Here is an 11,322-nt window from a genome sequence, read left to right as displayed (position 1 = left end):
TATTAATTCTTTTATTTTTTCCAGATTTATTCAATCCAGAGAATTTTACAATTAATGTAATTGAAACACTTATTTACACTATAGATTTATTATTAAGGAGGTGATTTTGGGTCTACCGAGCGAGGAGGAGATGGAGGAGGCTTGGAGGATGAGGTGGGAGATTGAGGAGCTCCACAGGGACGTGAAGGCCTTGGGACTGGAGGACTCCTCGTTCTGGAGGAGAGAGAGGCTTCAGGGTTACCTCACGATCTTCACCATCATGGTCAACGTTGTCAGGGAGCTGGTGAGGGCTCTTAACCTGAGGAGCGTGGAGGCGTTCCTCAGGTTCGTTGAACGTTATTTAGGTGGACCGCCGGGGCTGATGAAAATCTTTAAGTTACGTTAAAGTCCCATAACTGCTGTAAAAGTAAAAACTATTAAAGCGTAAATTGTCAATAAGCCAGAGACAACTCTTATTTTTGCAAGACGTTTAATCCCCCTCTTACTAATGACAAACTGGATAATCATGTAAATTGCAGTCTCTAACTCAACGCCTATTAGTATCAGAGAGCTGGGCATACCCATCATAACGCCGAGCTCAAAGACCATTCCCATCCAGAGGTATAGAAAGAACCAGTTGAAGGCTGCCAGTGTCGCAAGGGCCTTAGCTCTCTTGATTAATGATAGTTCTCCAGTGAAGAACTTCGGCTTAATTTCTGTCCTATTGAGGTAAGCAAAGTACAATAAAAAAAAAAAAGAATCCTAAGCTTGTAAGGATAGAGAGTATTATCAAGAAAACTAGTTTATTCTGAGTCAAATATGTAACAATAGGGGCCAGGAAGAATGCTAGGCCCTCTGATCCAGAAATTAGTGAGAAAAACTTTGAGGGATCTGATAAGCGCTTAGACCATGTAACTTCCAAACTATATACGTAACTCCCTGTGTACACACCCAATAGGGAAGAAACCAATATCCCAATAAGGTAAACCGTAATGTTGTCGAAGATTAAGGCTAGAGTGACCATTAGGAATAAGGCCAGTAAGTGAATGAACGGTAATGTTCTGAAGAGCCTTTTATTATGGAGAAATAGTGGGAAAAGCCCCCGTGTAACTATTACAATTCCGTAGATTGTGCCGAGGATTGGAGTTGCATTTGTATAAGCAATAAAGTTCGTTGAATATACGGCAAAGGCACCTATCATAGTGAGTAGTGTATCTAGATAGACTAAGTATGAAGTCAGATCCCTCATTAATCTTCCCACTTCATCGCGATTCTCTTAATCGTGTCTAAATATTCCTTGTTAAGGGCTTTACGTATATCATCTTTTCTTACGTTGTAGAAATATTTTACTCTACTAGGATCTTTTAATAGCTTAGGATAAACTGTTTCAAATGGTATTACAAATCCATCAGGTGTAATAACAATCTCAGTTATATCATTGCCTTCTCTTCCGTAATGAATAATTTCGACATCAGTATAATCCTCTAAATGTAGAAGAAGTGAGTTTAATAAGGGATCTCTATCTAAATTCTCATTTAAAATAGCTATCTCTAGAAGATCAATATTCTCAAAATAACCTTCCTTTCCTAATTTATCTATAATATCGAAAATAATAAAATCTTTTTTTGTGTTAATATTTACAGAGATTGCAGATATTCCAGAAGTTAATTTCTTATAATATGATAGTAAACTTAAGGTGTTACGGAATCTTTTTTCAATCATTGCATGATTAGGCATATAATAGAAATGAAAAGTAGCCAGTAACCCTTATAATCCGTTTTCGCCGAGTATATTGATTTTACTCATATTCAATAAAGTAGCATTCGATATCAATATTGATATTCTATCATGTTTTGAAAGTGAAGTAAGTATATGACTTAAAAGTTTGAAATTTAAGGTTGGTTCTCCGCCACTAATAAAAAAAGGAGTGCTCCTATTGAGAACTTCTGAAAGATTTTCGATTAAAGAGGACCATTCTTGAGATGTTAATAAATCTGAAATATATCTTAGATTATGAAGTTGACAATATGGGCAGTCTAAATTGCATTGATAAGTTAATACCAATGTCACTCTATCTACTAAGTCTATCAACCTTGATCACCAGAGTGTTAAAATTTCTCTCATATGGCAATTAAATGTTTCTCTACGTATCTAGTAGTTACAAAAAAAAAAAAAAAAAAAAAAAAAAAAAAAAAAAAAAAATCTTTTTATTTATCTCTTCTTTCGTTATTGTTTATCATTACTATCTCTTTTCTTCCTACTAGTTATTAAGTATATATGAACATATGTTCATATGAGAAAACTTTTTCAAGAAAAGAGAGTAAAGAAAGTTTGAGTAAAAATGAAAATAAGATAAAACAAAACGAATTGAAATGCGAACAATGTGGTGCACCTCTAAGTGAGGATAATATTTACGTTAGAGTGATAAATGGAGAAAAGCACTACTTCTGCTGTTCCCACTGTGCCGACAAATTTGAGGCCAGGTTAAAACGAAAGACCCAGTAATAATAGGCTACGGAGCGGCAGGTTTCGCTTCGCTTATTAAGGTAAATGAACTGGGAATTAAGTCGGTTTTAATAGGTTATGGCCCTATTGGAGGTACTTGCGTAAACGTAGGTTGCGTTCCTTCAAAGAGATTACTCCATTTGGGAGAAAAGGGAGGAGATTTTTTCTCATCTTTTGAGGACACAAGACAGTTCGTAAGGAAGGCTAGAAAAGAGAAATACGAGGACGTCCTCATTTATTATGACGTGGAATTAATAGAAGGTAAGGCTCACTTTATTTCTCCTCATGAGGTAAAAGTTGGAGATAAAGTAATAGAAGGTAAGAAATTCATTATAGCTACCGGGTCTCCTCCTTTTATCCCAGAAATTCCGGGATTAAAAGACTTGGAGTACTGGACTAACGTTGAGGCTCTAAACCCTGATGGGAGAATCTCCTCTTTAGTAATTATAGGCGGTAGGGCTGAGGCATTGGAGTTTTCTCAAATGTACAGAAATTTCGGCGTTGAAGTGGCGATCCTTCAGAGGAGTAAAACTCTTATCCCAGATTGGGAGCTGGAGATCTCTCGAGATACAGAGAGTGTTAGAAGAGGAAGGAATTTACGTAATCACAGACGTTAAGGTTAAGAAGGTAAAGTGGGGAGAAAGTGACAAGCTTGTAATTACGAACATGGGAGACATAGAAGCTGATTAGATCCTCATAGCTGCCGGAAGGAAACCTAACGTCGATTTGAATTTATCCTCAGCCGGAGTAGGACTAAACGAGAAGGGAGGAATAAAAGTGAATGACGAGCTTCAGACTACTAACCCTAACATTTATGCTGCAGGTGACGTAATAGAAGATAAGATGTTGGAAGCCTTAGCTGGTTATGAGGGAACTATAGCAGTGAGGAATGCAATTAAGGGAGAGCATAAGAAGATTGACTTCCTTAATGTTCCTCAAGTGATATTTACTCGTCCAAATTTGACAAGAGTGGGGCTTAATTCCTTTGATAGGGATTTTGATAGTAGAACTGTAAAGATGAAGGACATTGTAAAGGCTCAAATAATTGATGCAGAGAAGGGTCTAATAAAGATGGTAGTGGAGAGGCTCAAAGAGGATAATGGGAGTTCATGTAATGGCCTAGAACGGTGCAGAATTCATAGGCGAAGCAGCATTGGCAATAAAGCATAGGATGACAATAGATGATATTATAGATACAGTTCACGTGTTTCCTACAGTGGCAGAATCGTTAAGGATAGTTGCTTTAGCGTTTTATAAGGATGCGGAAAAGTTAAGTTGTTGCGTTTAATCAAGTATATGTTCGAAACAACTTAAAATACTTTTTATAGGGATAAAATAACTTCGATTTAGTGTAGAAATTCCTAGTTAGAGAAAATCATAAAATATGGCTTTTTTAAGTTATACGGAGTAAATTAAATTATGGAAGAGAAGTTATCTTCGCCTAAGATCGATAGAAAAGCTTACATAAGAGCTAGGATTTTAGAAATGTTAGATGATATTGACGTAGGAATAAACATGTGGCTTGCGGGAAGGACTAGGAATTCTGCTGGGAAAATATTTAATGCAGTTAAAGCTTTGTTATCAGCTTTAGTAACTAAAAACTTAGATAAACTATCGGCTAAAGACGAGTGGTATGCAAAAAGAGGTTATACTGCACCTACTCATGCATTAAAAGGCATTTCCATTGACCTGGCAAAGTTAGGCTATCGGGACGTTGAGAATATAACTAATTTAGCTTTTCTCCTTCACGATTATCAATATAATGGTTTTGATCCAGATTTTTCTAAATATAAAAATAAGGAAGAAGTATTGCACGATATAATTACGCTAGCGAGAGGCATTTTAGACAATATAAAGAAGGAGTGGTTTAAAGAGGAGTGGGATGAAAAGCTAGACGTTTTATATAGCATAGTTACGTCTGATTTAGAGAGAATGGAGAAAAACTCCGTAAAATAACCCTGTAAGCCAACTTGCATGAGAGAGTAACGCTACTTGCTGTTTATCTTTTCATTCAAGTCATATCATTTCGAGCTTAGAAGTTTTTATCTATAATTCTAATGTTTAAATATATGTAGTTAAAGCAACAATCCATAATATAAAGTCGAAGTTGAAGAAATAAGATCCTTGTATTATTCGATTTCATAAATAATTCCTATGTAGCCGAAGTCTGGAAAATCTATGAAAAATTCTGTAAGTCTCCTATTCACCTTTAAGAAGTCCAGAACCTAAAATTTTTAGGGAAACCTTTCTTGTTAAGGTATTTCGCCTCAATTGCCATTGCCTCTTTCAACCTTGGAAAGGATAAAGAGTGATGATATCTAAGGATAGGGGATAGCATAGCGTTAAAATTAATTGAAAATAGCCTTTTAGTACCGTAAACCTTCTCCTGAATTTCAAGGTATTTCTTAATATCTTTCAATAACTCGTTAGTGAAAACTACTTTGAATTCCAGTTCATAGACTTCCATCTCTTTTCCCTTACCGTTAAAAGTTATTTCTATTTCATTCTGAAAATTTCCCAAATCCTTGATCTTAACTTCACCTTTCCCTTCAGCGTTCATTTTAACTTGACTTTCCAATATTTTCGAAGAAGCTGATAGAAAGACCTTTTTAAAGGACAGACTGTTAAACAGTTTTAATCTAATGAATTTATAGTTTCCAGATGAGGTTACGCTTTCGGTATATTTTTCCTCGGAATTAAAGGAAATGACATATTGGATTGCTTTTGATGCCGATGATAATCTTTCCTCAATCTCTTCCTGTTTCATTTTACTTTCCTTAGAAAGTAACTTAATTAATGAAGCATCCATGAGTATATAATTTTTTTGAAGTTAGAAAAGTTTAACAAGAGTTATTAGTCAATAAAATCTTCTCGCAGTTTCTAAAGAGTACAAGGGTCTGAAAATACTTTAATTTCAGAACATCTAAATTTCATTCGTGGAGGAGTTAATTAAAAAGGCTGAGGAAGAAGGAATTGATGTTGAGGATATTATAATAAACGCTATTAGGAATAAAAGCGAAGATCCGTCAATTTCAATAAAGTTGAGAATTGAAATCGCCGAAAAATACATTAATGAAGCAAAGAAATATCTTGAAAACGGAGATATAACTCAAGCCTCGGAGAAGGCATATAAGTCTGCAGAAGAGGTAATAAAGGCACTAGGTGAGAAGCTTAATACTAAAGAATACCAGTTAGCAACTAAGGAAGGCAGGTGGTTTACTTATTATTTATCGTCTGTAGCTTCGTTAACGGAATGGAGTAGAAAGGGTTGGTCTTCAGCTTATATTCTTCACGTTTGGGGATTTCATGAAGGTAAATTAGATATAGATACCGTAAAACGTTATATTACAGACGTTGAAGAAATGGTTGATAAGGCTAAGAAGGAACTCCTAAAAGTATAAATTCCTCCTAACTAATCACATATGACAGTTAATCAGGCTGAAATTGAGGAGATACGCAGAGACTGTGATGCTTCTACGTAACTACTCGTTATTTTTAATTACTCCTAAATATCGTTTTTACAAGTTGTTTTTATATAGTATTACCGAAGTGGTTTTTATTGATGATCCCCCTAACTGATGACGGTCACTGCTCATGAGGATGGGAGTGATAAAAGTGTGGACGGGAGAGTAGTGGTGTTTCTCTCGACCAGCCCCAATGGGTGACTGTGTATGATCCCTTAAGAGGGGTGCCCTTGGTGGAATTAAAAGTAAGGAAAAGTTACGCCACGGGTAAACACATTTGCGGTGAACTAGTTAGAGTGTGTACGTCAGGTCTAAAGGGGGGTCAGACTTTCATTGAGGTTTCATGAATTTGTATTCAACCTCTCGTCCTCATTCCCCTTATTTCACTCCCCGTGCCGTCTACGGGAGCGGTAGTTAAACCACTCCCTTCAAGGACATAGGGAGCCTCATCGAACTCATCCTCCCCCTCACATTGCTCATCGAGTTCACTGTAGGGCTCTCTTCTACATGATAGTATGTAACTACAAAATTTATAAACTCTCATGAGAAGAGCTAGGAATGTTAAATAATATTATATGACATAAAATTCACGGTTTATCGTAAACTTTTGACGACGGCGAACAAGACACCCGTTAACAATTAGTACAGCGTTTTTCCAAAAAGCGTAAATACGCAATCAAGTTGAGTACCCGAGAATAACTGAACAGTGGGCAATCCCTTTAGTGAGCTCAAGGTCACTATTTAGACCCTCTCTTCCATTATCATCCTATATAACTCGTACATGTTTACCTCACTGACCTCTTCTATTTCACTACCGGAGTTTACCATTTCCTTAACAATTTCACTAATTTTCCCGTCGTACTTGACCAAAAACTTACCACCACCGTACGCCCTGATAATTTTCACTTCTTGAGGAAAGCTCTTAATGTTACCTTTAATATACACCAAGTTCTTTCTCAGTTCCTCTAGTTTGTTGTCCATTATGATTCTGCCGTCCTTAATGAAAATTATCCTTGTAGCGAAAATCGGTAAATCAGAGATGTCGTGTGTAGAATATATTATTATCCTACCCTCTTTAATCAAATTTATCTTATCGTATAACATCAACCTGAAGTTTACGTCCAAATTCGCTGTAGGTTCGTCTAGTATCAGAATTTTCGGGTTTTGGAGAAACACTCTGTAAAGGCTTAGGAGTTTCTTCTGTCCGCTACTCAACTTCTCGATCTTCATTTGGGCAGAAAGAGGAATGTCGATAGGCTGAGAGGACTCACCGTAGATTTCAGACCAGAATTTGATGAACTCCCCTACCGTGAGAGTGGTTGGCGGTGAATATTCAGCAGGCATATAGCCTATAAGTGTCCTCACCTTCTCCCCTTCTTTGGAGTAGAGGTCTATTCCGTCAACCTCTACCCTACCCTTAATCGGTCTCAAAACTCCGGCTAAACCTCTTAAAAGTGTGGTTTTCCCAGCACCGTTCGGTCCCACTAATGCGACGACCTCGTTCTCGTTCAACGTTAAGGAACTTACTGTAACTATTGTCCTTCCACGGTAGCCGATCTCGGCATCTATGACACTCACTTTCACATGCTCAATAACTTTATTTTAGTTATTTAAACGTTCCTTTAAAGACGATTACGGACTTGTAAGTTAAAATGAATAACTAACCGTCAGCGGCCGAGAGTCGTGAAGATGGAAAAGATGAAGGAGAAAATCTACGAACGAGGGTGAAAGAAGAAGACTTTTAAATTACGACGGTAAAGTTACGGTCTGTTGTGGGCGTATGATAAATGCAATGAGGAGAAATGGCTCGAGAGTGTCGGTAGTATCGAGAGAGAGTCTAAGTGAGATAACTAGTGAAATACATAACGTGCCCCCATCTAGTTCACTCATTCCGAAAGACCTCAAATACTAGCTAAAAGTAGACTATAAACGAAATAAAGTAGCTTACGCAGGCGTGTTATTTACTCACGATGAAGTCCAGGCTAGAAACATCAAGAACTAAATACAAATATGAGATAACCTACTATTACATGAAGTGTCGATGAAGTTATCAATTGACCCCGTTCTTAAGGTGTTCATTAAGAGAGCTTACTTGGAAAATTATGAAAGAAATTTTTACAACGTGATGACTCTAGTTACTGGAGTTGTAGTTTTAATTTTCGTCTTTTCGCTCTTACTCCTCCCTTCTAACGACCTCAACATCCCTAGTAACTCGGCACTATACTCGAGGATATTATACGAAACTTACGGAATCTTTTTACCCCCGTCTAAGGCTGTTGTAGTACTCACGTTAATACCAATTATCATATTCCTCCCTTCGCTATTTACTTTAATTTTATCCTCTTCTATTCCTTACTATTTTCTTTATAATCTTAGGATGAACAGCGAAATCGAAATATTTCTGAGTTACCTGGGAGGACCGAAAAGGGTATTTTCAATAATTATGAAAGCTTCACTAATATTCACCTTGTTCTATTACATGATTTATTACGGGGTAACGACGGTCTTAATCCTCCTATTTATCCCCGTTCTTCTCAGTTCAATTCAGTTCTTAATACTGTTCTACATAGGCGGACTCGTGATAATCTTGCTTACATTACTGTTAGTAATAATACTCAGTTTGAAATTCCCGTCACTGTCAAAGCCCTCCACGTCTTTCGGAAGAAGCGTACCACCGTCGTTATCTATAGCTTCTCTAGTGAGTGTCGCAGAGTATGTACTTTTTGAAATAATAAACGCTATGTTCGTATCCTACTCACAAATTACGACATTACTTATCATAGGCTTTAACTCGTCTATCGTGCTAATCTTAGCAGTGTTGTTCATGAAATTCCGAGGTAGCGTTACAGCAGAGGATTTCATAAGCAGGTAATAAGGTTCACCTCCTAAATTAGGACGAGTTAAATTAGGACGAGTTCTACTCTAGCTTTTGAGTCATATTGCTAAAGATAATGAGCCATACACGGGAATAACTGAAGTTTGTGAACGGGAAAGAAATCACGTGATGACACATCACGCCTTCACTCACAGTCAAACCCATTCGTAACGTTTATTACACCTTTAGGATTATAATATTACGTGATAAAGGAACCTTACGCTACTTTACTCAATAACATGCTTAAAATAATGAAGGAGGAGTTCAAAGACGACTTAATTTCAGTCGTAGTTTACGGAAGTGTTGCCAGGGGAGACAATAGAAACGATAGTGATGTTGACTTGCTAATAATTATGAAAAACCTTCCTAAAGACAGCATGCTTAAGAGGATAAGACTATTTGAGACCAAAGTAGAGGATAAGCTGAACTTAGACGAGCACTGGAAGATGGGGTATTACATATCGCTTTCACCCGTGCTAAAAACACCGGAAGAGGCTGAAAAATTCTCTCCACTTTATTTAGATATGGTTTATGATGCCGTAATACTCTACGACAGAAATTGCTTCTTCACAAGAATATTGCAGAAGTTAAGGGATAGGCTAAAGGAATTAGGTGCTGAAAGGGTCAGGATGGGTAAGAAGTGGTATTGGGTGCTTAAGAAGGACTCAAGATTTGGTGAAACGGTTGAACTTTGACCAATTCGCATATTCTTATATTTCACAAGCTGAAGAAAGAATAAACTTGGCTAGGGTAGAGAATGAAAGGAAGAAGTATAATATTATAGTGAGATTGTGTCAAGAGGCTGTAGAGTTATCACTTAAAGCCTGCCTTAGGCTTGTTAACATAGAACCTCCTAAATTTTACGATGTAGGTCCTATATTGAAAAACAATGCTGATAAATTTCCCCAGTGGTTTAAAGAGAAAATAGATCTTTTCGTTTCGTATTCTAGGTCTTTAAGGAAAGAAAGAGAGCTTTCCATGTACGGTGATGAGGAATCTAACACTCCACCGGAGTTACTGTATTCTGAATATGATTCACAACAAGCGTTAAAGATGGCTGAAAAAGTATTGGACTATGCTAAGAAATTATATGAGGAGAAGAGAAATAGATAGTTTCTACAAAAGTGGTTATTCGATTTAATGTCACTTGTCCTAATAATAGAGTGTACAAGAGTTTGGCCTCCATAATGACTAATGGTCAACCGGCTGATCTGACTTTCTTCCCGCCATAGAAGGGTTCCCTTCCAAAGTGGCTCATCATTCTCGCCATCGGCTCGGACTACATTTGGTGAGCAGTCGAGATGTGCAGAGAACCAAACTCCTTTACATTTTAAAGTACCTGAGGGATTAGTATCCTACGTATCGAGAAAAGGGCTTCTTTATTGCTGGCTCTCTTTATTAAATTTAGTGTCAAGGGAATACATTGTTTACCCATTGACTAAGCATACATCTTTTTCACGTGTTAGAGAGTAAAGCTAAACACAAATGTTCTACCCCATTTTCTCTACATTTTTTAAGAAAATACTCTTCGTTAAAGTCATTACGAGCTTTGGAATACTTTATGACGTCCTTAGCTTTTAGGACGTCTTTCACCCCCCTCTGTTTAGAAGATATTACGTAAAGTACTGCTAAATCTTCCGGTGAAGTTATGTAAATCCTTCCAACACCTTTGATTACGGCCTGCCTCCTCTTAGAGAGGAACTCTTTGGTTATGTTATACCCTGGAGGTTTAACTAAGTCAACCTTTATATCGTCGATAATCATTACGTATTGCCAATGTCCTACGTCATTGGGAGTTATTTTGTATTGTGAAGATATATACTCGATCAATTCCGCTAACCTCTCATAATCATCTAAATCTACCAAGAAGTCTATATCCAAGGTCGTCTCAGGCGGTGCATAAAAGTTCCTTGCAAACCTACCTATAAGTGCGTAATCCGGGTAGAACCTCTCTATTAGTCTCACCGCTTTTCTGAAAGCGTTTTTGTATTTCCATTCGATCTCCAAAATTCAACACCCAAGCTTAATGAAAGTAAGACGTACTCGACCTTGGTCATATTCGTTTCCCTATCTAAGTAATAGTTTAAGTAATCCCTTACCTCGTCGTCGCTAACCTTATATTCTCTCGCAATCGTAAACAGCTCTTCCCATTTCTTTAACCCCTCTTTTCTTCCTAGGTAATACCTCTTTGGTCTTTTACTTAATTTGTCCCACATTGTCACGTAAATGTAATCTCCTTTAACTTGGATTTTCATTACTAAAATATACTATGAATTCATAGTATATATGCATTCATAAACGATTAAAGCTTAACCACATATTGCGGAGAGTAAGCCAGTACGTGAAAATCACCCATGACGGAATATTATATCCGGAGTCCTGTAGTTTGGGGGATTTTAGTAAAAGAAATTAATACAAATAGAGACTGAGATAAGATAGGTTTTAAAGTTACTTTTTCTTATTTTTAAGAAGAGTAGGGATTATCCTCTATATGTCAAC

At 37.0% G+C, this 11,322-nt stretch carries 15 protein-coding genes and 2 pseudogenes; 8 read left to right on the top strand and 9 right to left on the bottom strand.

What is annotated here, in order from left to right; genetic code table 11:
• Positions 1-118: 118 nt before the first annotated feature.
• Positions 119-385: pseudogene (locus tag WIW52_RS06895) on the top strand (IS701 family transposase); the annotation flags it as partial.
• Here the strand turns inward: WIW52_RS06895 and WIW52_RS06890 are convergent.
• The 3 genes from WIW52_RS06890 to WIW52_RS11285 all read right to left on the bottom strand — a co-directional run bounded on the left by WIW52_RS06890 (position 382) and on the right by WIW52_RS11285 (position 2,049).
• Positions 382-723: a hypothetical protein gene (locus tag WIW52_RS06890; RefSeq protein WP_337709478.1), complete on the bottom strand. Its 342-nt coding sequence runs from the start codon at positions 721-723 to the stop codon at positions 382-384. The pseudogene WIW52_RS06895 and the gene WIW52_RS06890 overlap by 4 nt on opposite strands.
• Before the next feature lie 504 nt (positions 724-1,227).
• Positions 1,228-1,701 (bottom strand): hypothetical protein, encoded by a 474-nt coding sequence (locus WIW52_RS06885; protein WP_337709476.1) that lies wholly within the window; start codon positions 1,699-1,701, stop codon positions 1,228-1,230.
• Between the two features lie 45 nt (positions 1,702-1,746).
• On the bottom strand, positions 1,747-2,049 hold the full coding sequence (locus WIW52_RS11285) for a radical SAM protein (RefSeq protein WP_443295601.1): 303 nt from the start codon (positions 2,047-2,049) through the stop codon (positions 1,747-1,749).
• Between the two features lie 261 nt (positions 2,050-2,310).
• Between WIW52_RS11285 and WIW52_RS06880 the strand changes: the two genes are divergently transcribed.
• The 3 genes and pseudogenes from WIW52_RS06880 (at position 2,311) to WIW52_RS06870 (ending at position 4,440) form a co-directional block, all read left to right on the top strand.
• On the top strand, positions 2,311-2,484 hold the full coding sequence (locus WIW52_RS06880) for a TA0938 family protein (protein WP_337709474.1): 174 nt from the start codon (positions 2,311-2,313) through the stop codon (positions 2,482-2,484).
• Positions 2,484-3,772 (top strand): annotated as a pseudogene (gene merA / locus WIW52_RS06875) (mercury(II) reductase). Before WIW52_RS06880 ends, merA begins: the two are co-directional and overlap by 1 nt.
• A gap of 131 nt (positions 3,773-3,903) precedes the next feature.
• Positions 3,904-4,440: a PaREP1 family protein gene (locus WIW52_RS06870; RefSeq protein WP_337709472.1), complete on the top strand. Its 537-nt coding sequence runs from the start codon at positions 3,904-3,906 to the stop codon at positions 4,438-4,440.
• A 253-nt stretch (positions 4,441-4,693) separates the two neighbouring features.
• Here the strand turns inward: WIW52_RS06870 and WIW52_RS06865 are convergent, their stop codons facing one another.
• On the bottom strand, positions 4,694-5,293 hold the full coding sequence (locus tag WIW52_RS06865) for a hypothetical protein (protein ID WP_337709470.1): 600 nt from the start codon (positions 5,291-5,293) through the stop codon (positions 4,694-4,696).
• A 127-nt stretch (positions 5,294-5,420) separates the two neighbouring features.
• Here WIW52_RS06865 and WIW52_RS06860 point away from each other — a divergent pair, with 127 nt between their 5' ends.
• Positions 5,421-5,885, top strand: coding sequence for a PaREP1 family protein (locus WIW52_RS06860; protein WP_337701721.1), 465 nt, complete (start codon positions 5,421-5,423; stop codon positions 5,883-5,885).
• A gap of 418 nt (positions 5,886-6,303) precedes the next feature.
• Here the strand turns inward: WIW52_RS06860 and WIW52_RS06855 are convergent, their stop codons facing one another.
• From WIW52_RS06855 to WIW52_RS06845, 3 genes are all read right to left on the bottom strand, one after another.
• The gene (locus tag WIW52_RS06855) at positions 6,304-6,492 is read right to left on the bottom strand and encodes a hypothetical protein (RefSeq protein ID WP_337701724.1); all 189 of its coding nucleotides are present in this window, start codon (positions 6,490-6,492) and stop codon (positions 6,304-6,306) included.
• A 197-nt stretch (positions 6,493-6,689) separates the two neighbouring features.
• Complete coding sequence (locus WIW52_RS06850; RefSeq protein WP_337709468.1) at positions 6,690-7,532, bottom strand: ABC transporter ATP-binding protein; 843 nt, start codon at positions 7,530-7,532, stop codon at positions 6,690-6,692.
• 162 nt (positions 7,533-7,694) lie between these two features.
• Positions 7,695-7,838: a hypothetical protein gene (locus tag WIW52_RS06845; protein WP_337709467.1), complete on the bottom strand. Its 144-nt coding sequence runs from the start codon at positions 7,836-7,838 to the stop codon at positions 7,695-7,697.
• A 145-nt stretch (positions 7,839-7,983) separates the two neighbouring features.
• Here WIW52_RS06845 and WIW52_RS06840 point away from each other — a divergent pair, with 145 nt between their 5' ends.
• The 3 genes from WIW52_RS06840 (at position 7,984) to WIW52_RS06830 (ending at position 9,936) form a co-directional block, all read left to right on the top strand.
• Positions 7,984-8,820, top strand: coding sequence for a hypothetical protein (locus WIW52_RS06840; RefSeq protein WP_337709465.1), 837 nt, complete (start codon positions 7,984-7,986; stop codon positions 8,818-8,820).
• 206 nt (positions 8,821-9,026) lie between these two features.
• Positions 9,027-9,518, top strand: a complete 492-nt coding sequence (locus tag WIW52_RS06835; RefSeq protein WP_337709463.1) for a nucleotidyltransferase domain-containing protein — start codon at positions 9,027-9,029, stop codon at positions 9,516-9,518.
• Positions 9,508-9,936 (top strand): HEPN domain-containing protein, encoded by a 429-nt coding sequence (locus tag WIW52_RS06830; RefSeq protein WP_337709461.1) that lies wholly within the window; start codon positions 9,508-9,510, stop codon positions 9,934-9,936. Before WIW52_RS06835 ends, WIW52_RS06830 begins: the two co-directional genes overlap by 11 nt.
• 342 nt (positions 9,937-10,278) lie before the next feature.
• On the opposite strand, the gene WIW52_RS06825 is transcribed toward WIW52_RS06830, so the two are convergent.
• Both WIW52_RS06825 and WIW52_RS06820 read right to left on the bottom strand, forming a co-directional pair.
• Entirely contained in the window at positions 10,279-10,830 is a 552-nt protein-coding gene (locus WIW52_RS06825; protein ID WP_337701734.1) for a hypothetical protein, read from the bottom strand.
• A complete protein-coding gene (locus WIW52_RS06820) occupies positions 10,785-11,078 on the bottom strand; it encodes a hypothetical protein (RefSeq protein WP_337709459.1) in 294 nt (97 codons plus the stop codon). The genes WIW52_RS06825 and WIW52_RS06820 overlap by 46 nt, the downstream gene beginning before the upstream one ends.
• Positions 11,079-11,322: the final 244 nt, after the last annotated feature.

Source organism: Stygiolobus sp. RP850M, from assembly GCF_037389295.1.
Classification (GTDB): Archaea; Thermoproteota; Thermoprotei_A; order Sulfolobales; family Sulfolobaceae; genus Stygiolobus.
Note: the sequence above shows the minus strand (reverse complement) of the source record. Positions and strands in the feature narration are given on the sequence as shown.